Origin of the sequence: Rhizobium sp. 1399 (assembly GCF_031455475.1) — a bacterium.
In the GTDB taxonomy this organism is placed as follows: domain Bacteria; phylum Pseudomonadota; class Alphaproteobacteria; order Rhizobiales; family Rhizobiaceae; genus Rhizobium.
In genome coordinates this window covers 23,215-44,881 of the sequence record NZ_JAVDSU010000013.1, presented here as the reverse complement: position 1 = coordinate 44,881, position 21,667 = coordinate 23,215, and the positions used below count along the sequence as shown (strand labels likewise).

Below are 21,667 nucleotides of genomic sequence, written 5' to 3'. Positions count from 1 at the left end.
ATCCCCTTCGAAAGCACAATTCCAACGGAATGAAGGCAGCGATATTAACTCCTTGTCATCAAGGGAAAAATCACGCGTTTCGCCGGAACAGGAGAGAGAAAATGTCCGTCACCATCGCTCTGGAACCGCCGCGCCAGGATGGCGTGATCCGCCTTCTTGATCTCTCCGACGCCTATGCGCAGTCACTCTATCCGCCCGAGAGCAACCACCTCGTCGATATCTCCACGCTGGAAAAGCCATCCGTGAGCTTCTTCGTGGCGCGTAACGGCGGCGAGATCGTCGGCTGCTGTGCTTTGGTGGAGGCAGGTGACGGGACGGCCGAGATCAAGCGCATGTTCGTCGATCCCGAGGCGAGGGGCCTGAAGATCGCCAGCCGCCTGATGGACCGGCTGGAGGAGATCGGCGGGGAGAAGGGTTTCGACGCAATCCGCCTGGAGACCGGTATCTATCAGCCGGAGGCGATCAGCCTTTACAGGAAATACGGATATCGCGAGATCGAGCCGTTCGGCTCCTATCAGCCGGATCCGCTCAGCCTCTTCATGGAAAAGCGGCTGGCCTAAGCCGGAAAGGCCCTAGCCTTCGGCAGCACGCTGCACCGGCGGCGCCTGCTCGTCGAGGATGATCTGCGGTCCCGCATCGGCGGCGCGGACTTCATGTATCCATTCGCGCCAGATCGCGACCAGCAGCGCCATCAGCACCGGGCCGATGAACAGGCCGAGGAAGCCCATCGTCTTCACGCCGCCGACGAGGCCGAAGAAGGTCGGCAGGAACGGCAGCTTGATCGGTCCGCCAACGAGCTTGGGGCGCAGTGTCTTGTCGACAATGAAGAGTTCGACCGTGCCCCAGACGAACAGACCGATACCGGCGACATGCGAGCCGCTGGCCAGCAGATAGACGGATACCAGGGTGAAGGAGAGCGGCGCTCCGCCCGGGATCAGCGCCATGACGCCGGTCAGCACGCCAAGGGTGACGGGCGAGGGTACGCCGGCAATCCAATAGGCAACGCCGAGCACGATGCCTTCGCCGATGGCAATCAGCGTCATGCCCATGACGGTCGAGCTGATGGTGGCAGGCACGACGCGGGAAATACGCTCCCAGCGGTTCGGCAGGATACGCTCGCCGAGCATGTCAATCTGCTTGGAGAAGGAGAAACCGTCGCGATAGACGAAGAAGAGCGCGATCAGCATGAAGAGCAGCGTCAGGAACAGGTGGAAGGCACCACCGCCGGCCGCCAGAATTGCGCGGTAGATATTGCCGATATTGGCACCGCTGACGGCCTGGATGAGCTCACCCATGGCGCCGGGGCTGCCGATATATTTCGTCCAAAGTTCGTCGAGGTAGGAACCGGCCAGAGGCAAGGCGACGATCCATTGGGGCGTTTCCGCCCCGAAGCGGTTGGCGTGGATCGCCCATGCGACCCAGGTGCGCACTTCACCGGTCGTATAGGCAACCGCAAGGCTGATCGGAATGACGAGGAAGGTGACGATGAGGATGATCGCGATCGTTGCGGCGATCGTCGTATTGCCACCGACGCGGGCAACCAGCTTGCGGTAAAGCGGCCAGCTCGCAAAGCCTATGACGAGGGCTGCGAGCACAGGCACCACGAAGCCATAGAAGAAATAGACGCCGGCTGCGGCAACAAGCACGAGCAGCCAGCGGGCAGCCGAAATGGAGGGTATCAGCGGCGTACGTATCGTCGCCGACGGCCCCAGCCATCGCGGTTCCGTATTGGTTTTCTGACGATCAAACACACCCACGCGCGCCTCTTTTTATTGTTGTCCTAGTTTATGGGCTATGAACCGGGCGGTTTCAAGGTCCGCCCGGATAAAGCGTATACAAAGCGTGGTTATTTGGTCGCTGAATCCTTGAGATATTATTGCGGGCGGCGGTTGATCTTGAAGGCGTAGAACTGAGTCTTCTGGCCGGTCGAGAAATTATTGTCAGAACCGAGGATCAGGACGTCCGTGCCATCCTTCGCCTTGCCTATCGCCATAGCCTCGATATTGTCGGGCGTCAGGCCGATGGCGCGCAGATCCAGCACCTGGCTCTTGCGGGCCGGGACGACGCGCTGGTCGTTCTTGGCAAGCGAAACGATGCCGGAAACGTCGGTCGCGCCGTCGAGGTCCATCATGAAAAGCTTGATGTTGTTGCCGAAGCCCTGGGCATAGCTGCGCTCGACGGCGAGGAGGCGATGATCGTCAAGAGCGATCATTTCCGACATGCCGTTGTCGTTGCCGCCGTCGGGTTTGGTGGCAGCCTGCGGGATCGGCGAGACCGAATAGACGTATTGAGCCTTCGGCTCGCCGGTTGCGCCGTCATAGCGGATGATGCGTGAGAGGCTGCCGGTCGTCAGACTGGGGTTCGGGCCGTCCTGATAGAGGGCTGCTTCGACGCCGACGAAAACGTCACCGGACGGAGACACGGCAAGATCCTCGAAAGCGAGATTGTCGCGGATGCCGGTCGACTTGTCGGCGGTCGGTGCAAAACCGTCAGGCAGCTGGAACTCGCGCACGAAGGCGCCATCAGGAGAAGCGACGCGGACGAAAGGCGGGATGAGCACCTTCGCATCGCCTTCGCTGCCCCAATAGATGCCGTCCTTGCCGAAACGGATGGATTCCGGATCGACGGTGCGGATGGCGAAGGGCTGGCCGTTCTTGTCCTGCAGGGTGACGTGCTTGGCAACGGTCACGCCCTTCAGGCCGGCAGCGCTGACATCGATATCAAGATCGTAGAAGCGGGCCGGGGCCTTTTCGGAGCGGTCGTCGCTGATAGCGATGTAGTGGCCGGTGGCGGCGTCGAAATCGAGGCCGGAGATTCCACCGAATTCGACGCCATTTTCCATCTGGCCGGTCGGAATGACGAATTCACCGAGATAGGACAGCGAGATAGCTGCCGCGCAATCGCCGAAGGGGCAGGCGGTCTCGACAGTCGCGCCTATATCGGTGGCGTAAACGGAGGCGGTGCTGGACAGGAGAACGAAAGCGGCAGTCGCAAGAAAACGCTTGGTCATGGCAAATATCCGGCAAAGGGTTGAAACAGAACAGCCGGCGCTGCGTGGACCTCGCTGGAGGACAGAGCGCCGGCCGTTCTATTGCGCCGGTAATTTGACGGACTCGTAACGGTTCTTCGTCAGTTCGATGAATTCGCTACAACTTAAATATCCAGATCCTCTGCGAAGGCCGCACGCTCCTGGATGAAGCGGAAACGGGCTTCGGCCTTGGTTCCCATCAGGTCGTCGACAGCGTTACGCGTGCCCTCGAAATCCACCTCGTCGATCAGCACCCGCAGAAGCGTGCGCTTGGACGGATCCATCGTGGTTTCCTTGAGCTGGGCGGGCAGCATTTCGCCGAGACCTTTGAAGCGGCTGATCTCGATCTTGGCCTTGCCCTTGAATTCCGTCTCCATCAGCTCGGCACGATGCTCGTCGTCGCGGGCATAGGCGGATTTTGCCCCTTGCGTGATCTTGTAGAGCGGCGGCACGGCGAGGAAGAGGTGCCCGCCGCGAACGAGCTCCGGCATCTCCTGATAGAAGAAGGTAATCAGCAGCGAGGCGATATGCGCGCCGTCGACGTCGGCATCGGTCATGACGATGACGCGTTCGTAGCGAAGGTCCTCTTCGCGGTATTTCGAGCGCGTGCCACAGCCGAGCGCCTGGACGAGATCGGAGATCTGCTGGTTGGCCGAGAGCTTCTCGCGGCCGGCGCTGGCGACGTTGAGGATCTTGCCGCGCAGCGGCAGGATCGCCTGGTTGGCGCGGTTGCGCGCCTGCTTGGCGGAACCACCTGCCGAGTCACCCTCGACCAGGAAGAGTTCGGCGCCTTCGGCGGTGTTCTGCGAGCAGTCGGCGAGTTTGCCGGGCAGGCGCAGCTTGCGCACTGCTGTCTTGCGGTTGACTTCCTTCTCCTTGCGGCGGCGCAGGCGCTCTTCGGCGCGCTCGATCACCCAGTCGAGAAGCTTCTCGGCCTCGTTCGGATTGTCGGCGAGATAATGGTCGAAGGGGTCGCGCAGCGCATTTTCGACAAGGCGCTGGGCTTCGACGCTCGCGAGACGATCCTTGGTCTGGCCGACGAATTCCGGCTCGCGGATGAAGACCGAGAGCATGCCGACTGCCGAGATCATCACGTCATCGGTGGTGATCTGTGCGGCACGCTTGTTCTGCGTCAGCTCGGCATAGCTCTTCAGGCCCTTGGTCATCGCAATGCGAAGACCGGCCTCATGCGTGCCGCCTTCGGGCGTCGGGATGGTGTTGCAGTAGGAATGGACTTGCGGATCGCCGCCATACCAGGTGATCGCCCATTCCAGTGCACCGTGGCCGGCTACCTTCTCGGTCTTGCCGGCGAAGATCTCGCGGGTGACCGTGAATTCCTTGCCCATCGTTGCCTGCAGGTAATCCTTGAGGCCGCCGGGGAAGTGGAAGACGGCCTTGTCGGGCAGATCCGATCCCTCAGGCAGCACTCCCGGCTCGCAGCTCCAGCGGATCTCGACGCCGCCGAAGAGATAGGCCTTGGAGCGGGCCATGCGGAACACACGCGCCGCATCGAACTTCGCATGATCACCGAAAATCTGCGGGTCGGGATGAAAGCGAACCTTGGTGCCGCGACGGTTGTGCACATCGCCCAGCTCTTCGAGCCCGCCCTGCGGCACCCCGCGCGAGAAGCGCTGGCGATAGAGCTTGCGGTTACGGGCGACCTCGACTTCGAGATGATCCGACAGAGCGTTGACGACAGAGACGCCGACGCCGTGCAGACCGCCCGAGGTCTCATAGGCCTTGCCGTCGAATTTGCCGCCGGCATGCAGCTTGGTCATGATGACTTCGAGCGTCGATTTGCCGGGAACCTGCGGATGGTTCTCTACTGGAATGCCGCGGCCGTTGTCGGTGACCGTCAGATAGCCCTGGGTATCCAGATGGACATCGATGAAATCGGCATGGCCGGCCACCGCTTCGTCCATCGAGTTGTCGATGACTTCGGCGAAGAGGTGGTGCAGCGCCTTTTCGTCGGTGCCGCCGATATACATGCCGGGGCGCATGCGAACCGGTTCCAGGCCTTCCAGAACGCGGATCGAGGATGCACCGTAATCATCGCCGTTCGACGTCGCCGGAGCGGGGCGAGGGGCTGCCGGTGCCGCTGCAGCGGGCCGTTCGGCTGGCGCGGCAGGCTTTGCAGCCTCCTCCTGCTTCTGTGACAGGGGCATTCCGGAAAAGAGGTCGTTGCTGTCTTCCATGGAACCGTTCAGATCTTATTCTCGTGAAGGGCCGCCGCTGGCCCACAATAGTCACAGTCCGCATCGCGTTTGCGAATCAGGGGGATTCTGACAGAAAGCGCCCCGATACGCGACGCGCCCCGGATTTGCGGAGCTTTTCAAGATGTGATTTGCGTTGCTGGACGCCGAATGGCAAGTCGCGGCAGCTCTCTGGGAACCATCCGCATGCCGATGTCCACAAGTCATTGCACCATAATTACCGCAATTGCGGCCTTTTTCCTGTCCGCGGCCATCACGACCGCCACAGCCGATGCCCTGCCGCCCTACAAGGACGATCTGTTTTCAACGCAGAAAGTGCTGCAGACGGGCGATGACGGCGCCTTCGATGTGATCGATTACGATGAGATGCGCGACATCAACGGGCGCGACCAGATCCCGCAAAAGCGGGTGCAGCAGAAATATGTCTCGCTTGGCGTGAAGAAGCTGCAGGCAGATGAAACGCTGTCGCTCGACGGCATCAGGCTCGATGTCACCAGGGTGGGACCGACTCAGAATGCCGCCTTCACGGTCATTTTCATCCACGGTCGCGACGGCGACCGGCGGCTCGGCGCCAACGACTATTCCTTCGGCGGCAATTTCAACCGGCTGAAGAACCTTACGGCCGGCAATGGCGGCGTCTATTATTCGCCGACCGTCAGGACCTTCGACGCCAATGGCGTTACAGCCATTGCCGGGCTGATCCGCTACGCGAGCGTGCAATCGCCCGGCCGGCCGGTCATTCTGAGCTGCGCCTCCATGGGCAGCCAGATCTGCTGGGGCATCACGCGCGATGCCGAAAGCGTCAAGCGGTTGAAGGGCATGCTGATCATGAGCGGAGTCTCTGATCCGGATTTTGCGAAGAGCCCGTTCTACAAGGCAAAGCTGCCGCTGTGGTTTGCCCATGGCAGCCGCGATCCTGTTTATGCGGCAACCGACCAGCAGGCGCTGTTCGAAAAGCTCGACAAGGCGAAGTACCCGACGCATTTCACGCTCTTCCAGAATGGCAACCACGGGACGCCGATCCGCATGATCGACTGGCGGAAAGTGCTGAACTGGATTCTGGCGTCCTGAACGGACGGATTTCACACCGCGCAGAGCTTTTAAACGATCATATTCCCCCAACGTTACGCGGGGCGCTTTCCTTTACCGCAAGCTTTTGCTAAGGCCGCCCGATATGCGGATTTTGGGAGGAGCAGCATGACACCTGACGTACGCCCGCTCGTGGCGGGGAACTGGAAGATGAACGGCACACGTGCCTCATTGGACCAGATCAAGGCGATTGCCCAAGGCGTCAGCTCCCCCTTGTCGGAAAAAGTCGAAGCCCTGATCTGCCCGCCGGCCACGCTGCTTTATGTGGCGACCGCGCTCGCCACCGACAGCCCGCTCGCGATCGGCGGCCAGGACTGCCATCAGGCGCAATCCGGGGCGCATACCGGCGACATTTCGGCCGAAATGATTGCCGATTGCTACGGCACCTATGTGATTGTCGGCCATTCGGAACGGCGCATTGACCATGCCGAGACCGACCATATGGTGCGGGCCAAGGCGCAGGCCGCCTATCTGGCTGATCTCACCGCAATCGTCTGCGTCGGCGAGACCGGCGACGAGCGTGACGCCTATCAGACGCTCGACATCCTCAAGCGCCAGCTTTCCGGCTCGCTGCCCGAGGAGGCGACGGCCGAAAATACTGTCATCGCTTATGAACCCGTCTGGGCGATCGGCACGGGACTGACGCCGACGGCAAAGGATGTGGAAATCGTCCATGCCTTCATCCGCGACGAACTCGTCCTGCGCTTCGGCGACGAGGGTAAGGGTATGCGCATTCTCTACGGCGGTTCGGTCAAGCCCGCAAATGCCCGCGAGCTGCTCGCCGTCGACAATGTCGATGGTGCGCTGATCGGCGGGGCGAGCTTGAAAGCCACGGACTTCCTCGCCATCTACGGCACATATGAAGCGCTGCTTGCCTGAGGCGATTGTATATTCCTGGCCGAAGGGCTTGGAATAGCTCAAGACCTCATGTAAAGAGCCGCCAGATTTTTACTTTATGTCCGTCCTCAGACGGGCAGGACTGGACCCATGCAGACCGTATTGATTGTCATCCATCTCATGATCGTGCTCGCGCTCGTTGGCGTCGTGCTCATCCAGCGCTCCGAAGGCGGCGGCCTCGGCATCGGCGGCGGATCGGGCTTCATGTCGGCCCGCGGCACGGCCAATGCGCTGACGCGCACGACGGCGATCCTGGCGACGCTGTTTTTCCTCACCTCGCTCGGCCTCGGTATCCTGACCCGTTACGAAAGCCGCCCGACCGATATTCTCAACCGCATTCCGGCAACGAGCGGGCAGGGCAACGGCATCCTCGATTCGCTCGGCGGCACCAATACGCCGGCTCCGGCACAGCCGGCTGACAACAGCGGCATTCCGAACGGCGGCGCTGCCGCTCCGGCACCGGCTGCCCCGGCAGCTTCGGCACCAGCAACCCCGGCTCCGGCTGCGAGCGCCCCTGCGGCGACTGCTCCGACGACGACGGCTCCGGCTCAGCCTGAGGCACCGGCCGCGACTGCGCCGGCACAGCCTTCCGGCGTCCCCACGGGACAATAAGCCGGTTCAGAAAATAAACCGCCGGCAGGCCTTCGGGTCTGCCGGTTTTCTTTTGTTCAGATTCCTGCGCCACGCACCAAAAGTTCCGGAAAAGAATTTTTGGGCTGGTGGAATCGTTTTTGAAAAGGTATCCGGTGACTCCCATGGCGCGATACGTATTCATCACTGGCGGCGTGGTTTCTTCCCTCGGAAAAGGAATTGCGGCCGCGGCTCTCGGAGCGTTGTTGCAGGCCCGTGGTTATCGGGTCCGGCTTCGCAAACTTGACCCCTATCTGAACGTGGATCCGGGCACTATGAGCCCTACCCAGCACGGCGAAGTCTTCGTCACCGACGACGGCGCGGAAACCGACCTCGATCTCGGCCACTACGAGCGCTTTACAGGGCGCTCGGCGACCAAGACCGACAACATCACCACCGGCCGCATCTACAAGAACATCATCGACAAGGAACGCCGCGGCGACTATCTCGGCGCGACCGTTCAGGTCATTCCGCACGTCACCAACGAGATCAAGGATTTCGTCACCGAAGGCAATGACGACTACGACTTCGTCATCTGCGAGATCGGCGGCACGGTCGGCGACATCGAGGCGATGCCCTTCATGGAAGCGATCCGTCAGCTCGGCAACGACCTGCCGCGCGGCACGGCTGTTTACGTCCACCTGACGCTGATGCCGTATATTCCGGCAGCCGGCGAGTTGAAGACCAAGCCGACGCAGCATTCCGTCAAGGAACTGCAGGCGCTCGGTATTCATCCCGACATCCTGCTGGTACGCGCCGACCGGGAAATCCCGGAAGCTGAACGCCGCAAGCTGTCGCTGTTCTGCAACGTGCGTCCCTCCGCCGTCATCCAGGCGCTCGACGTCGCCAATATTTACGACGTGCCGATGGCCTATCACAAGGAAGGCCTGGACGACGAAGTGCTCGCGGCCTTCGGCATCGAGCCGGCTCCGAAGCCGCGCCTCGACCAGTGGGAAGAGGTCTGCAACCGCATCCGCACGCCGGAAGGCGAAGTAACGATCGCAATCGTCGGCAAGTATACCGGCCTCAAGGATGCTTATAAGTCGCTGATCGAAGCGCTGCATCACGGCGGCATCGCCAATCGCGTCAAGGTGAAGCTCGAATGGATCGAGTCGGAAGTCTTCGAAAAGGAAGATCCGGCGCCCTACCTCGAAAAGGTCCATGGCATCCTGGTGCCCGGCGGCTTCGGCGAGCGCGGTTCGGAAGGCAAGATCCATGCGGCGCGTTTTGCCCGCGAGCGCAAGGTGCCGTATTTCGGCATCTGCTTCGGCATGCAGATGGCCGTCATTGAGGCTGCCCGCAATCTGGCTGATGTTCCGAATGCCTCCTCGACCGAATTCGGCCCGACGCCGGAGCCGGTCGTCGGCCTGATGACAGAGTGGGTGAAGGGCAATGCGCTGGAGAAGCGCGCCGCTTCCGGCGATCTCGGCGGCACGATGCGTCTCGGCGCCTACAAGGCGGCGCTGAAGAAGGGCACCAAGATTTCGGATATCTACGGCTCGACCGATATTTCCGAGCGTCACCGCCACCGCTATGAAGTCAATATCGACTACAAGGACCGGCTGGAAAATTGCGGCCTGGTCTTCTCCGGCATGTCGCCTGACGGCGTGTTGCCGGAGACGGTCGAATATCCTGACCATCCCTGGTTCATCGGCGTTCAGTACCATCCGGAACTGAAGTCCCGCCCGCTCGACCCGCATCCGCTCTTTGCAAGCTTCATCGAAGCTGCGACGGAACAGAGCCGGTTGGTTTAAAATTCGGCCGCTCCCTCAACAACGAGGGAGCGGCCTTTTTCTTCACATCACGCCGCTTCCGGCAACGGCCCGACATAGACCGAGCGCGGGCGGATGAGGCGACCTTCCAGTGCCTGTTCGCGGGCATGGGCAATCCAGCCGACGGTGCGGCCGATCGCGAAGATGCCGGTGAAGGCCTCGCGCGGGAAGCCGAGGCTTTCCAAGAGCAGCGCGGTATAGAATTCCACATTCACATCCAGCGGCCTGTCCGGCTTGCGTTCCTTCAGGATCGCGAGGGCTGCCTGTTCCACTGCTTCAGCAAGCGCAATTCTGATGGCATTGACCTGGCCTGCGGCAACAAGCGGCTTCAGCGCATTTTTCAGGGCGTCCGCACGTGGGTCGCGCACGCGATAGACGCGGTGGCCGAAGCCCATCAGCCGCTCACCGCGATCGAGCGCGGAACGCAGCCAGGGGCCGGCATTGGCCTCGCTTCCGATCCCATCAAGCATATCGAGCACCGGTCCCGGCGCGCCGCCATGCAGCGGCCCCTTCAGCGCGCTGATCGCCGCCAGCACCGAGGAGGTGAGGCCGGCGCGGGTGGAGGCGATGACACGCGATGCGAAGGTCGAGGCGTTCAGTCCGTGATCCGAGATCGTCACGAGATAGGTGTCGAGGCCTGCGGTCTGCTCGGCGCTCGGCACCGCGCCTGAGAGCATGCGCAGGATATCGGCCGATTGTGAGAGGCCCGCATCGGGCTTTACCGGCTTTTCGCCTCGCTGCAGGCGTAGAACCGCCGGCAGGAAGACGGCGGGTGCGGCAAGCAGACGGAGCACGGTATCTATATCCTCGCCGTCAGGTAGGCGAGCAACAAGAGCACGCATAGCATCGACCGGCGGCAGCTTCAGCAGGCGAGTATCGGCAGTCTTGACTTCGGCGAAAACTTCCATTCGCGCCTGGCCGAGCCGGCGGCGCAATTCGCTTGCGTCGAGATGCGGCTCGATCAGGCCGTCCAACAGCAGGGCGGCGACATCCTCATAGGTGCTGCTTCCTGCCAGATGATCCAGCGATACGCCGCGGATGATCAGCCGGCCGGCTTCGCCGTCGACATCCGAGAGCTGGGTTTCAGCGGCGATGACATCTTCCAAACCATTTTTCATAGGTCTTTCTCCTTTACCGGATGAAAGATCGGCTCTAGTTTAGTTGACGTCAATCTTGACGTAATTGATCAATGTGAGGCTGACATGAGCTGGCTGACAGCGGAGGAAGCGTTAGCCGAACTCGGCACCAAGCCGCAGACACTTTATGCCAATGTCAGCCGCGGGCGAATCCGCGCCAAGGCCGACCCTGCCGATCCACGCCGCAGCCTCTATCAGGAAAGCGATGTCACGCGGCTTGCCGAGCGGCATGCCGGCCGGCGCAAGAGCGAGACGGTCGCCGCCGAAGCGATCAGCTGGGGCGATCCGGTACTGACATCGTCAATCTCGACCATCGCCGCAGGACGATTGCTCTATCGGGGGCAGGATGCGGCAGAGCTTTCAGCTCATGCGACGCTGGAAGAGACGGCGCTGATACTGTGGAATGCAGAGAGTTTTGCCTGCGTACCCGCCTCTGCCCTGGAGCCGGCGTCGCCTTCCATTCAAGCCGTGCTGCTGGCGCTGGCGGGACGGGTGAGCACCGATCTGCCGTCTCTCGGACGTGCACGCGCTGCCTTGCAGATGGAAGCATGCAGCGTGCTTTCAACCGTCGCCGATGCGCTGGCGCCGGGATCGACGGATCATCCGCTGCATCACCGTCTTGCTGCATGCTGGGGCAGGCCGGAGGCTGCCGATTGCCTCAGGCGGGCGCTTGTCATGCTCGCCGATCATGAGCTCAATGCCTCTACTTTCGCCGTCCGCGTCACGGTTTCGACGGGGCCAGCACTTTCTGCCGCCGTGCTCTCGGGTCTCGCAACACTGACCGGACCATTGCATGGTTCGGCATGGCGAAGCGTCGATGCCCTTGCCAAGGCAGCATCCGGCGCTGGGGCGGAGCATGCGATCCGCCACCTGCTGCTGCGGGGAGGTAAGCCTGTCGCCTTCGGGCATCCGCTTTATCCCGATGGTGATGTGCGGGCGAGCGTGTTGCTCTCCTCTTTCGACGTGCCGCCTGTCTTTCGCGATGTGCAGGTGGCCGGCGAAGAAATGGTGGGCGAGAAGGTCAATGTCGATTTCGCGCTTACCGCCATGACCGCAGCCTTCGACCTGCCTGAGGAGGCACCGATCATCATCTTTGCGCTGGCGCGCACGGTCGGCTGGTTGGCACATGCGATGGAGCAGATCGAAAGCGGCCATCTGATCCGCCCGCGTGCCCGCTATGTCGGGCCTTCGCCAGCCGACGCATGAGTTGAGCGACGCGCGCCCTGAATGACTTGCGCAATTTCACGTTTTTGCATAGGGAAACCGGCGAATTCAGCTAGTATGGGCCGGCAGGCGCATTTGCGAATGTGCCGGCGAGTCACGAGGGGCGGATCATGAAAGCCATGTCAGCAATCTCCCGCAGCCTGTTTTCCGCTGTGCTGATCACCAGCCTGCTGCCTGATGGCGCAGCTTATGCCCAGTCTGCCGGCTGCGCGATTTCGCGTGCGGCAAACGGCAACCAGATTTTCCGTTGCCCTGGTGGCGTCAACATCACGGCTGAGCGTGGCGCGTCCTTCAAACTCACCGACCGCAATCGCGACGGCAGTCCGGATTCGCTTGCATTGCGCAGCAAGGCTGCGCTCGTCGACGTCGACAGCAGCCAGCACCGCGGCGGCTTCCAGGTGGTGACACCGCAGGCGATCGCAGCCGTCCGCGGTACGCAATGGGCCGTCGATGTCAAAGGCGGCACGACTTCCGTACTGGTCACACGCGGGCGCGTTGGCGTACGGCGTCCGGCAGGTGCAGCCGTCGTGCTTGGACCGGGCGAGGGTGTGGACGTAACGCGCGGAACCGCTGCGCTCACCGTTCGCACGTGGCCGGCGCCCCGCGTCGCGGCGCTTCTTTCACGCCTCGGTCAATAAGTCGTCTCATGAACCGTCGGCTTCAGACTGTGATCGCGCTGCTGCTCGCCGGTCTGTGGGGAGCGGTGCTCGGCTATTTCCATCTGCAGTCGGACTCCGGCCTCATGGAGCGCATGGAGGCCACGCTAGCCGATCTGCGCAGCACGATCGTCGGCGTCCGCGCGCCGCCCGATATCGTTTCCATTATCGCGATCGATGACCGTACCGCCGCAGCACACGGCTACCCGCTCAAGCGGGAGAGGCTTGCGGAGCTCGTCACGTCCATCGGCGCGTTGAAACCAAAGGCCTTGGCTCTCGATATATTGCTTGTCGATTCCGACACGGAGGAGGGGGATGCGGCGCTTGCAACAGCCATTGGGGCGACGCCCAGCATCATCGCCGGTGCTGCGACCTTTCCGCAGAGTCTCCAGTCGGTGACAGCGAATGCGGAGGATCCGCTTGCCGCGATCCCCGAAGCGCAGCAGCTTCTGCTGCCGCAGCCTCGCTTCGCAGAGGCTGCGGCGCTCGGCATCGTCAATGTGGCGACGGACCAGAGCGGCGTGCCGCGATTCATTCCGCTGTTTTCTCGCGCCGCCGACCGGCTGGATGCAGCCTTTCCGTTGCGCGTCGCCTCGGTTGCGCTCGGCGCCGAACCACTGATCGAAAAGGATGGCATCCGGCTTGGCACCCGCCGCATTCCAACGGACACGGGCCAGCGCCTGCCGCTGACCTTCTATGGTCCTGCAGGCAGCATCCGCACCTTCAGCGCTGTCGACGCGCTCGATGGCAAGCTGCCGGCGGATGCCATTACCGGCAAGGTGGTGGTGATCGGTGCGACCGTGACCGGCGGCGGCGATGTCTTTCCGACGCCGTTCGATCCCATCCTGCCGGGCGTCGAAGTGATGTCGACGGCGATCACGCATCTGATAGCAGGCGACGGCATGGTGCGTGACAGCAGGACACGGCAGGCGGATGCCGGCATTGCGACGGCCTTGCCCATTCTTCTGGTCGCACTGATCGCATGGCGCCGCAGCGCCCTCGGCTTCGTTATCATCGGCCTGACGGTCATTGTCTGGGCGATGCTCAACCTTGCTGCCTTCGCGAACGGTTACTGGCTGAGTGCTGCATTGCCGATTGCCGCCGCCCTTCCACCCGCAGTTATTTTCGGGGCCGCAGAACTCTGGCGCGACCGCAGCCGTGCGCGGCACTTCGCCGACCAGTCCGAGCGGCTGCAGCGCATCGAAGCGCCGGGCCTCGGGGAATGGCTCGCGCGCGACCCGGCCTTTTTGGCCGAGCCGGTGCGCCAGAATGCATCCGTCGTCTTCATCGATCTTTCGGGCTTCACCGGCCTCAGCGAGGCGGTCGGACCGGCCGCGGTACGGGAGATCCTCAGCAGCTTCTTCGAACTGATCGACGAGGAAGTAAGGTTGCTTGGCGGGGCGATCACCAGCTTCATGGGCGATGGAGCCATGATCCTCTTCGGGCTGCCGGAACCAACAGCGGACGATGCAGCCCGGGCAGCAGCCTGCGCCGTGCGGCTTGCCGACCGTACACGCAGCTTCCTTGCAGGCCATCCAGAGCTTCGCCGCAGGAAGATAGGCTTCAAGCTCGGCGCCCATTGCGGCCCGATCGTCGCCTCACGGCTCGGTAGCGGCGACCGGCAGCAGATCACCGCGACGGGTGATACCGTCAATGTCGCACAGCGGCTCATGGAGGTGGCGGCAAGCCGCGGCGCAGAGCTTGCACTCAGCGCCAACCTGCTCAATGCTGCGGGTCCGGGGGCTGTTCCATCGCAGGCAGGCCAGTTGACCGGACCGTTCGAAACAAGGATTCGCGGACGCTCCGGCGGCATCGCCATCTACACATGGCGTGGCGAGACACTTTGACATTCGCAGCCGGAGCGAGTAGGAACGGCCCAACTCTTCGGCCGGACGATTCCGGCTACGACGCGTTATGCGTCTGACAGCTCCGAAAGATCGAACACATGACTGACTATAACGGCGTCTCTCCGGCGATCGCCAAGGCGTTGCAGAAGCGCGGCTATACCGAGCTCACACCTGTCCAGAAGGCGATGCTCGATCCGGCGCTCGCAACGTCGGACGCACTCGTTTCCGCACAAACCGGCTCGGGCAAGACCGTTGCATTCGGGCTAGCACTCTCACCAACGCTTCTGGGAAGCGCGGAGCGGTTTGGCCCCGCCGCCGCTCCCGTTGCCCTTGTGATCGCGCCGACGCGCGAACTGGCGCTGCAGGTGAAGCGCGAGCTGGAATGGCTTTATGAAATGACTGGCGCCGTGATTGTCAGTTGCGTCGGCGGCATGGATATCCGCAGCGAGCGCCGCGCGCTGGAGCGTGGCGCCCATATCGTCGTCGGCACGCCGGGGCGCCTCTGCGACCACATCCGCCGCAATGCGCTGGATATGAGCGAACTGAAGGCCGCAGTGCTGGACGAGGCGGACGAGATGCTCGATCTCGGCTTCCGCGAAGATCTGGAATTCATCCTTGACGCGGCGCCGGACGAGCGGCGTACGCTGATGTTTTCCGCCACCGTTCCCGCAGCCATCGCCAAGCTGGCGAAGAGCTATCAGCGTGATGCCGTGCGCATCAGCACGCAGGCGGAAGAAAAGCAGCATATCGATATCGAGTATCGCGCGCTTGCCGTCTCGCCGAGTGACCGCGAAAACGCGATCATCAACGTGCTGCGCTACTACGAAGCGCGCAATGCGATCGTTTTCTGTTCGACGCGTGCTGCCGTCAATCATCTCACGGCACGGTTCCACAACCGCAATTTCCACGTTGTGGCGCTGTCGGGCGAACTGACGCAGAACGAACGCAGCCACGCGCTGCAGGCAATGCGTGATGGACGGGCGCGCGTCTGCATCGCAACCGACGTTGCTGCACGCGGCATCGACCTGCCGGGCCTCGACCTCGTTGTGCATGCCGATCTGCCGACCAATCCGGAAACGCTGCTTCACCGCAGCGGCCGTACGGGCCGTGCGGGTCGCAAAGGTGTCAGCGCTCTGATCGTACCGCTCAACGTTCGCCGCAAGGCCGAACGCCTGCTCGACAATGCCGGCATCGCCGCCACCTGGGCACGGCCACCTTCGGTGGAAGAAGTGACGGAGCGTGATGACGAGCGGCTGCTGGCCGACCCGATCTTCGCCGACAAACCGCAGGAAGAAGAGCAGGGGCTGGTGCAGAAGCTGATCGCCAGCCATGGCGCCGAGACGCTTGCTGCCGCTTTCGTGCGTCTGTACCGCGCCAACCAATCGGCGCCGGAAGACCTGATCGAAGTTTCGGTGCAGGACGATCGTGCCCGCAAGCGCCGCGACAATGGCGAGGCACGCGAATTCGCGCCGGCGCAGAAAGGCCCCCGCGATGATTTCGGCCCCAGCGTCTGGTTCTCAGTCTCCGTCGGCCGCAAGCAGAATGCCGAGCCGCGCTGGCTGATCCCGATGCTCTGCCGCGCCGGCAACGTGACCAAGCGGGAGATCGGCGCGATCAAGATGCAGCCGGATGAGACCTTCGTGGAAATCGCCGCTGACAGCGCTGAGAGCTTTCTCGGCGCCCTCGGCCCGAACAAGACGATGGAGCGCGGCATCCGCGTGGTCAGGCTGAACGGTACGCCCGATTTCAGCAAGCAGGCCAAGCCCGCCTACGCCAAGAAGCCGTTCGAAGACCGCGGCGAAGATCGTTTCCGCAGCGACAAGCCGAAGGGCAAGTTCGGGACGGACAGGCCCGCCGGCGCCGGGCGTCAGGACGACAAGCCCTGGACGAAGAAAGGCCCGAAGCCGAAATTCGAAGGCGCCAAATTCGAGGGCGGCAAGAACAGGTCCGAAGGTGCAAAATTCGACGGTCCCAAATTCGATGGCCCCAAGTTCGATGGTGGCAAGGGCAAATTCACCAAGAAGAAAGACCGCTGAGGCAGTCGCCGGCGGCACCAGTAAGGTGATGCGGCCGGCAGGCTGCAGCGGTCTCAGATCTTGTCGCTTTGACCGGCTGCTGCGAGGATGAGATTGGCGACGGCGAGCGGCTGCGAGATCAGCGAAACGTGGCTGGCGTCGAGTTCGATCGTCGTTGCGTTCATACGCTTTGCCATGAAGCGTTCGAGATCCGGATTGATGGTGCGGTCGTTTTTCGAGACCGCGTACCAGGATGGCTTCGAGCGCCAGGCAGCGACGGTCGTCTTGGCATTGAACAGCGTATCGGAAATGCGGCCCTGCACGGCATAAAGCGCTTTGGCGCGGGCAACCGGCAGATCGCCGGCAAAATCCCTGACGAAAGCTTCCTCACTCAACTGGGCATAACCGCCGTTGTGAACGAGGCCTGCGCTTGCAGGCGGCGTCGGATACTGCTTGGCGAGCGCGGTATAATCCTCGCCGGCATCAGGGGCGCGGGCGGCGATATAAACGAGCGCCGTTACCTTGGGATCAACGCCGGCCTCGGTGACGAGCATGCCCGAATAGGAATGGCCGACGAGTACGGTCGGGCCGTCCATCAGCGCCAGGATGCGCTTGGTCGCCTCGACGTCATCGGCAAATGAGGTGAGGGGGTTCTGCACGGCCATCACATTCAGGCCGGCAGCCTGGAGATGAGGGATGACGTCCAGCCAGCAGGATGCATCGGCATAGGCGCCATGGACGAGAACGACATTCTTCGCCTTGACGATATCGGCGGCCCGGCCGGCGGCCGGAAACATGCTGAGTGCGGCCCCTGCAACGAGCGCGGCCGAGAATGAGCGTCTGGTGATCGGTTGCATAACGTGTCCTCCGGCTTGTAGGAAATCTGGGGCGATGCCCTTCGGGATCGCTGAAGAAAAGTTAGCCCGAGACGTGGGCTTCCATAACTATACAAAGGTCCAGCGAGGTATTATGCCATCCAGCGGGGCCCGATAGCCTGTCACAGCGAGGGCAATCGATATTAAATGAGACCGGCTTCAGCAGATGATCGTCTCGACCTGACGGCCTTCATCGAAGCGAACCTGCCGCTTGCGAGTGTTCCTTCCATCCCTAACGTAAGATTGCATATGGCGACTCCGAGGAGCGGCCTCTATCACCTTGCAATGGCTGACGATTCCGATCTGATGCCGCCTTACTGGGCCTATCCCTGGGCGGGCGGCGCGGTGCTTGCGCGCTATCTTTTCGACCATTCCGAAGAGGTGGCCGGCAAACGTGTCGTCGACCTCGGCACCGGCTCCGGCCTCGTCGCCATCGCAGCGATGAAATGCGGTGCAGCCCATGTGATCGCCATCGATATCGACGCGAAAGCGATCGCTGCGGCGCAGCTGAATGCCAATGCCAATGATGTCGTGATCGAGACGCGACTCGGCGACATCATCGAGGATGCCCCGCCTGTCGCCGAAATAATCCTGGCCGGCGATATCTTCTATGACGAGGCCTTGGTGGAACGTGTTCTGCCTTTCCTTGAACGCTGCCGCACGGCCGGTCTCGATGTGCTCATCGGCGATCCGGGCAGGGCACCTCTTCCGACGAGCTCCCTGCTACAGATTGCGGACTATGCCGTGCCGGATTTCGGCGGAGCCAAGGGCAACTCGACCGCCAATAGCGCGGTTTTCCGATTAAGGTGAAACGAGGCGAATGCCTCTCATCAGGCTCCGTGCCGACACTTTTTGGCTTGCTTCAAAATAGATGACATGTCATTTATTGCTATCTCATCGATATTCCCATGACCGACGACAAGATCACAACCTCATTCGGGAGCCTCGTCTCCCAGACCGCGCGCTACTGGCGCCGCGTCGCGAACCTGCGCCTGCAGCCGTTCGGACTGACGGAGGCGACATGGCTGCCGCTGCTGCGCATCGCCCGTTCACCAGCAGCAATGCACCAGAAAGAACTGGCTGCCTCGCTCTCGCTCGACAATTCATCTGTCGTTCGCCTGATCGACAATCTGGAGAAAGCCGGACTCGTCGAGCGGCGGGAAGGCGAGGACAGGCGGGCCAAGGAGATTCTGCTGACAGAGGAGGGCAGGAAGACCGTGGAAGAGGTAGAGCGCGTGGCGCAAGGCATCCGCGAGGAGGCGCTTGCTCTTCTCCCGCGCGAGGACATCGAAATCACATGGCGCGTGCTCGATCACATCAGCGACGTGCTTGCCCGACAGCTCGAGGAGCCTGAACAGTGAATTCGCATCCCGGCCCGATGACCGAAGCCCGACCGCTTGGCGCAAAGCTTCACATACCGATCTGGCTGCTCGGGTTGATCACCTTCAGCGGCACGCTTGCCATGCATATTTTCGTGCCCGCTTTGCCGGCGGCGGCAACCGATCTCGGTGCATCGATCGGCGAAATGCAGCTGACCGTCAGCCTCTATATCTTCGGTCTTGCCGTCGGCCAGCTTATCTACGGGCCGCTTTCGGACCGTTACGGGCGGCGGCCGGTACTGATGAGCGGGCTTGTGCTCTATACGATTGCCGGCGTTGCGGCGCTGGTTTCACCCGGCGTGCATACGCTGATCGCAGCAAGGCTCTTTCAGGCTTTCGGCGGCTGCGCCGGTCTCGTGATTGCACGCGCCATCGTGCGCGACATGTCCAGTCCCGATGAAACGGCGAAGCGGCTTGCGATCATGAACCTGATGGTCACGGTCGGGCCGGGGCTTGCACCGATCGTCGGCGGCGCTCTTGCCGCCACGCTTGGCTGGCGCTCGATCTTCGTGGCGCTCTGCGTTCTCGGCATCGTCAACCTCCTGCTGACGTGGCGCAAGGTACCGGAAACCGGCACGCGCAATGTCGAGACGTCGGTGAAATCGCTGAGCCGCGATTATCTCGGCCTGCTCGCGTCGCGCTCCTTCGTCGGCTACGCCATCGGCGGCGGCTGCGCGACGACCTCCATGTATGCTTTCACGGCGTCTGCGCCCTTCATCGTCATCAACGAGCTCGGCCGTCCGGCAACCGAAGTCGGCATTTGTCTTGCGCTGCTGATCTTCGGCTACTGGATCGGCAGCATGATCGCCACACGGCTGATCGGCCGGTTTGCGATGAAGCGGCTGATGGTGATGTCCAACCTCGTCAGCATCGCGGCCGCGCTCGTCTTCTTCGGCCTTGCCGCTACCCACCATCTGACGCTGCTGCCGATGATGGCCTCGATCATGGTCTATACGGTCGGGGCGGGTGTAGCTTCGCCCAACGCGCTGACGCTCGCCGTCAGCGTCAATCCAAAGGTCACCGGTTCGGCTTCCGGCCTTTATGGCTTCACGCAGATGGCTGTTGGAGCCGTCTGCAGCGCACTTTCCGGCATCGGCGGCGATCCCGGTCTTGCGGCCGCTACCGTCATTCTAGGCGCAAGCGTACTGGCTCAGATCTGCTTCTGGATCGCGGTGACTTCAGGAAATATCAGGCGAAGAGATCTGGCCGCAGAAGCATGACCGGGCAGGTGGTTCCTGCCGGCAATTCCGGTGCATGCGGCGGGCGGATGATCAGGCAGTCCGAATGGGCGAAAGCCTTCATCATCGACGAATCCTGCTTGTCGAAGGGTTCGACCTGCCATCCGCCGGCGGCCGATTTCGAAAGCTTCGCGCGCACATAATCCTGGCGATGATCATTGGCGCGCAGCGTCGCGGCGGCTTCCACCGTTATCTCCCGTTGGACAGCCGGCAGCGAGGCGAGCTTGCGGATCAGCGGCTCAAGGAAAAGCAGCGAGCAAACGAGGCTCGAGACCGGATTGCCGGGCAAGCCGAGCACCTGCGTCTTGCCGAAGCTGCCGACCATCAGCGGCTTGCCGGGGCGCATGGCGATGCGCCAGAAATCGAGCTCCATACCGGCTTCGATCAACGTGGCCTGCACCAGATCGTGGTCGCCTACGGAAGCCCCGCCGAGTGTCACGATCACGTCGACCTTGGCGTTGCGTGCCTTGTCGATCGCCGCGGTGATCTGAGCCTTGTCGTCAGGCACGATGCCGAGGTCGAGCACGTCGGCGCCGGCCCTGCGGGCAAGAGCTGTGATGCCAAAGGTATTGGATGCGATGATCTGCGACGGGCCCGGCGTGCTTCCGGGCGGCAGCAGTTCGTCGCCGGTCGCGAGGATCGCCATCAGCGGGCGACGCAACACCTCGACATCAGGCCGGTTCATGCCGGCGGCTACCGTCAGCCGCGAGAAATCGAGCACCGTACCGGCGGAGAGCACGGCCTCACCCTCGACGAAATCCTGGCCGCGGGGGCGAACATGCTGGTTCTGCCGTACGGGAAAATTCGTTCTGATCCCGCCTTCGATCTTTTCCGCATCCTCCTGCAGCAGGACACTATCGGCACCCGAAGGAACAGGCGCGCCGGTGAAGATGCGAACGGCCTCCCCCTGACCGACACTTCCCTCGAAGCCATGTCCGGCAGACGATGTACCGATGACCTTCAGCACCGCGCCGGGCTCTGGCGCGTCCTCGCGGCGCAGCGCATAGCCATCCATGGCGGAGGAATTGAAGGGCGGTTGCGTCAGGCCAGCCGTCAGATCAACGGCAAGGACGCGGCCTTCGGCCTCGGCAAGCGGCAGCGTTTCGGATGCCGTGACGGGCGTAGCGCTGGAGAGCAGGCGGCTCAGGGCCTCGGCGACCGGCAGAAGATTCATCTTGCCTCCGGATGGCGGAAATCGCCGGATTTGCCACCCGATTTTTCCAGCAGCCTGATGCCACCGATTTCCATTGCCTTGTCTGCGGCCTTGGCCATGTCGTAGACGGTAAGACACGCGACCGAGACGGCGGTCAGCGCCTCCATCTCCACACCGGTCTTGCCAGTGAGTTTTGCGGTTGCGGTAACGCGCAGGCCGGGCAGGGCGGCGTCTTCCTCGATCTCGACCGTGACCTTGGTCAGCATCAGCGGATGGCAGAGTGGAATGAGGTCGGCTGTCCGCTTGGCGGCCATGATGCCGGCAAGGCGAGCAGTGCCGATCACATCGCCCTTTTTCGCATTACCTTCGCGGATCAGCGCCAATGTTTCCGCTGCCATCTTCACATGCCCCTCGGCGGTGGCGATGCGCACCGTTTCGGCCTTGTCCGAGACATCGACCATATGCGCCTCGCCGGACGCGCCGATATGGGTGAGGCCGGGTTTTGCGCCGCTCAT

Annotated in this window: 19 protein-coding genes; 12 read left to right on the top strand and 7 right to left on the bottom strand. The window is 62.4% G+C overall.

Annotated features, from left to right (window positions below; all coding sequences use genetic code 11):
• The first annotated feature begins 101 nt into the window (after positions 1 to 101).
• Positions 102 to 560 (top strand): GNAT family N-acetyltransferase, encoded by a 459-nt coding sequence (locus tag J2X71_RS30190; protein WP_310388105.1) that lies wholly within the window; start codon positions 102 to 104, stop codon positions 558 to 560.
• 12 nt (positions 561 to 572) lie between these two features.
• Here J2X71_RS30190 and J2X71_RS30185 read toward each other — a convergent pair whose 3' ends face one another.
• From J2X71_RS30185 to parE, 3 genes are all read right to left on the bottom strand, one after another.
• Positions 573 to 1,757 (bottom strand): AI-2E family transporter, encoded by a 1,185-nt coding sequence (locus J2X71_RS30185; protein ID WP_113323448.1) that lies wholly within the window; start codon positions 1,755 to 1,757, stop codon positions 573 to 575.
• 116 nt (positions 1,758 to 1,873) lie between these two features.
• The gene (locus J2X71_RS30180) at positions 1,874 to 3,010 is read right to left on the bottom strand and encodes an esterase-like activity of phytase family protein (RefSeq protein WP_310388102.1); all 1,137 of its coding nucleotides are present in this window, start codon (positions 3,008 to 3,010) and stop codon (positions 1,874 to 1,876) included.
• 143 nt (positions 3,011 to 3,153) lie between these two features.
• Positions 3,154 to 5,223: a DNA topoisomerase IV subunit B gene (parE, locus tag J2X71_RS30175; RefSeq protein ID WP_310388100.1), complete on the bottom strand. Its 2,070-nt coding sequence runs from the start codon at positions 5,221 to 5,223 to the stop codon at positions 3,154 to 3,156.
• 204 nt (positions 5,224 to 5,427) lie between these two features.
• Here parE and J2X71_RS30170 point away from each other — a divergent pair, with 204 nt between their 5' ends.
• The 4 genes from J2X71_RS30170 (at position 5,428) to J2X71_RS30155 (ending at position 9,611) form a co-directional block, all read left to right on the top strand.
• Positions 5,428 to 6,312, top strand: coding sequence for an alpha/beta hydrolase (locus tag J2X71_RS30170; RefSeq protein ID WP_310388098.1), 885 nt, complete (start codon positions 5,428 to 5,430; stop codon positions 6,310 to 6,312).
• A 126-nt stretch (positions 6,313 to 6,438) separates the two neighbouring features.
• Positions 6,439 to 7,209, top strand: a complete 771-nt coding sequence (gene tpiA / locus J2X71_RS30165) for a triose-phosphate isomerase (protein WP_310388097.1) — start codon at positions 6,439 to 6,441, stop codon at positions 7,207 to 7,209.
• A gap of 108 nt (positions 7,210 to 7,317) precedes the next feature.
• Positions 7,318 to 7,839 carry a preprotein translocase subunit SecG gene (gene secG, locus J2X71_RS30160; protein WP_310388095.1) on the top strand — a complete coding sequence of 174 codons (522 nt, stop codon included), beginning with the start codon at positions 7,318 to 7,320 and terminating at the stop codon, positions 7,837 to 7,839.
• Between the two features lie 143 nt (positions 7,840 to 7,982).
• Positions 7,983 to 9,611, top strand: a complete 1,629-nt coding sequence (locus tag J2X71_RS30155; protein WP_310388093.1) for a CTP synthase — start codon at positions 7,983 to 7,985, stop codon at positions 9,609 to 9,611.
• A gap of 47 nt (positions 9,612 to 9,658) precedes the next feature.
• Here the strand turns inward: J2X71_RS30155 and J2X71_RS30150 are convergent, their stop codons facing one another.
• Positions 9,659 to 10,747: a citrate synthase/methylcitrate synthase gene (locus J2X71_RS30150; RefSeq protein WP_310388090.1), complete on the bottom strand. Its 1,089-nt coding sequence runs from the start codon at positions 10,745 to 10,747 to the stop codon at positions 9,659 to 9,661.
• 84 nt (positions 10,748 to 10,831) lie between these two features.
• Here J2X71_RS30150 and J2X71_RS30145 point away from each other — a divergent pair, with 84 nt between their 5' ends.
• The 4 genes from J2X71_RS30145 to J2X71_RS30130 all read left to right on the top strand — a co-directional run bounded on the left by J2X71_RS30145 (position 10,832) and on the right by J2X71_RS30130 (position 16,528).
• A complete protein-coding gene (locus J2X71_RS30145) occupies positions 10,832 to 11,971 on the top strand; it encodes a citrate synthase (RefSeq protein ID WP_310388088.1) in 1,140 nt (379 codons plus the stop codon).
• Between the two features lie 137 nt (positions 11,972 to 12,108).
• Positions 12,109 to 12,627, top strand: coding sequence for a FecR domain-containing protein (locus J2X71_RS30140; RefSeq protein WP_310388315.1), 519 nt, complete (start codon positions 12,109 to 12,111; stop codon positions 12,625 to 12,627).
• Between the two features lie 8 nt (positions 12,628 to 12,635).
• Positions 12,636 to 14,492 carry an adenylate/guanylate cyclase domain-containing protein gene (locus tag J2X71_RS30135; protein ID WP_310388086.1) on the top strand — a complete coding sequence of 619 codons (1,857 nt, stop codon included), beginning with the start codon at positions 12,636 to 12,638 and terminating at the stop codon, positions 14,490 to 14,492.
• A 98-nt stretch (positions 14,493 to 14,590) separates the two neighbouring features.
• The gene (locus tag J2X71_RS30130) at positions 14,591 to 16,528 is read left to right on the top strand and encodes a DEAD/DEAH box helicase (RefSeq protein ID WP_310388084.1); all 1,938 of its coding nucleotides are present in this window, start codon (positions 14,591 to 14,593) and stop codon (positions 16,526 to 16,528) included.
• 53 nt (positions 16,529 to 16,581) lie between these two features.
• Here the strand turns inward: J2X71_RS30130 and J2X71_RS30125 are convergent, their stop codons facing one another.
• Complete coding sequence (locus tag J2X71_RS30125; protein WP_113323459.1) at positions 16,582 to 17,364, bottom strand: alpha/beta fold hydrolase; 783 nt, start codon at positions 17,362 to 17,364, stop codon at positions 16,582 to 16,584.
• A 165-nt stretch (positions 17,365 to 17,529) separates the two neighbouring features.
• Between J2X71_RS30125 and J2X71_RS30120 the strand changes: the two genes are divergently transcribed.
• From J2X71_RS30120 to J2X71_RS30110, 3 genes are all read left to right on the top strand, one after another.
• Complete coding sequence (locus J2X71_RS30120; protein ID WP_310388081.1) at positions 17,530 to 18,192, top strand: 50S ribosomal protein L11 methyltransferase; 663 nt, start codon at positions 17,530 to 17,532, stop codon at positions 18,190 to 18,192.
• A gap of 98 nt (positions 18,193 to 18,290) precedes the next feature.
• Positions 18,291 to 18,743 (top strand): MarR family transcriptional regulator, encoded by a 453-nt coding sequence (locus tag J2X71_RS30115; RefSeq protein WP_310388079.1) that lies wholly within the window; start codon positions 18,291 to 18,293, stop codon positions 18,741 to 18,743.
• The gene (locus J2X71_RS30110; protein WP_310388077.1) at positions 18,740 to 19,981 is read left to right on the top strand and encodes a multidrug effflux MFS transporter; all 1,242 of its coding nucleotides are present in this window, start codon (positions 18,740 to 18,742) and stop codon (positions 19,979 to 19,981) included. Before J2X71_RS30115 ends, J2X71_RS30110 begins: the two co-directional genes overlap by 4 nt.
• On the opposite strand, the gene glp is transcribed toward J2X71_RS30110, so the two are convergent.
• Together glp and moaC are read right to left on the bottom strand one after the other, a co-directional pair.
• The gene (glp, locus tag J2X71_RS30105) at positions 19,950 to 21,173 is read right to left on the bottom strand and encodes a gephyrin-like molybdotransferase Glp (RefSeq protein WP_310388075.1); all 1,224 of its coding nucleotides are present in this window, start codon (positions 21,171 to 21,173) and stop codon (positions 19,950 to 19,952) included. The genes J2X71_RS30110 and glp overlap by 32 nt on opposite strands.
• Positions 21,170 to 21,667 carry a cyclic pyranopterin monophosphate synthase MoaC gene (gene moaC, locus J2X71_RS30100; protein WP_310388073.1) on the bottom strand — a complete coding sequence of 166 codons (498 nt, stop codon included), beginning with the start codon at positions 21,665 to 21,667 and terminating at the stop codon, positions 21,170 to 21,172. Before moaC ends, glp begins: the two co-directional genes overlap by 4 nt.

Coding starts and splice junctions, on each gene's coding strand:
- J2X71_RS30130 (WP_310388084.1), top strand. CDS start 14,591: ATGACTGACTATAACGGCGTCTCTCCGGCGATCGCCAAGGCGTTGCAG.
- parE (WP_310388100.1), bottom strand. CDS start 5,223: ATGGAAGACAGCAACGACCTCTTTTCCGGAATGCCCCTGTCACAGAAG.
- J2X71_RS30135 (WP_310388086.1), top strand. CDS start 12,636: ATGAACCGTCGGCTTCAGACTGTGATCGCGCTGCTGCTCGCCGGTCTG.
- J2X71_RS30145 (WP_310388088.1), top strand. CDS start 10,832: ATGAGCTGGCTGACAGCGGAGGAAGCGTTAGCCGAACTCGGCACCAAG.
- J2X71_RS30170 (WP_310388098.1), top strand. CDS start 5,428: ATGCCGATGTCCACAAGTCATTGCACCATAATTACCGCAATTGCGGCC.
- J2X71_RS30125 (WP_113323459.1), bottom strand. CDS start 17,364: ATGCAACCGATCACCAGACGCTCATTCTCGGCCGCGCTCGTTGCAGGG.
- J2X71_RS30155 (WP_310388093.1), top strand. CDS start 7,983: ATGGCGCGATACGTATTCATCACTGGCGGCGTGGTTTCTTCCCTCGGA.
- J2X71_RS30150 (WP_310388090.1), bottom strand. CDS start 10,747: ATGAAAAATGGTTTGGAAGATGTCATCGCCGCTGAAACCCAGCTCTCG.
- J2X71_RS30180 (WP_310388102.1), bottom strand. CDS start 3,010: ATGACCAAGCGTTTTCTTGCGACTGCCGCTTTCGTTCTCCTGTCCAGC.
- J2X71_RS30190 (WP_310388105.1), top strand. CDS start 102: ATGTCCGTCACCATCGCTCTGGAACCGCCGCGCCAGGATGGCGTGATC.
- glp (WP_310388075.1), bottom strand. CDS start 21,173: ATGAATCTTCTGCCGGTCGCCGAGGCCCTGAGCCGCCTGCTCTCCAGC.
- J2X71_RS30120 (WP_310388081.1), top strand. CDS start 17,530: ATGAGACCGGCTTCAGCAGATGATCGTCTCGACCTGACGGCCTTCATC.
- secG (WP_310388095.1), top strand. CDS start 7,318: ATGCAGACCGTATTGATTGTCATCCATCTCATGATCGTGCTCGCGCTC.
- J2X71_RS30115 (WP_310388079.1), top strand. CDS start 18,291: ATGACCGACGACAAGATCACAACCTCATTCGGGAGCCTCGTCTCCCAG.
- J2X71_RS30140 (WP_310388315.1), top strand. CDS start 12,109: ATGTCAGCAATCTCCCGCAGCCTGTTTTCCGCTGTGCTGATCACCAGC.
- moaC (WP_310388073.1), bottom strand. CDS start 21,667: ATGAGCGGCGCAAAACCCGGCCTCACCCATATCGGCGCGTCCGGCGAG.
- tpiA (WP_310388097.1), top strand. CDS start 6,439: ATGACACCTGACGTACGCCCGCTCGTGGCGGGGAACTGGAAGATGAAC.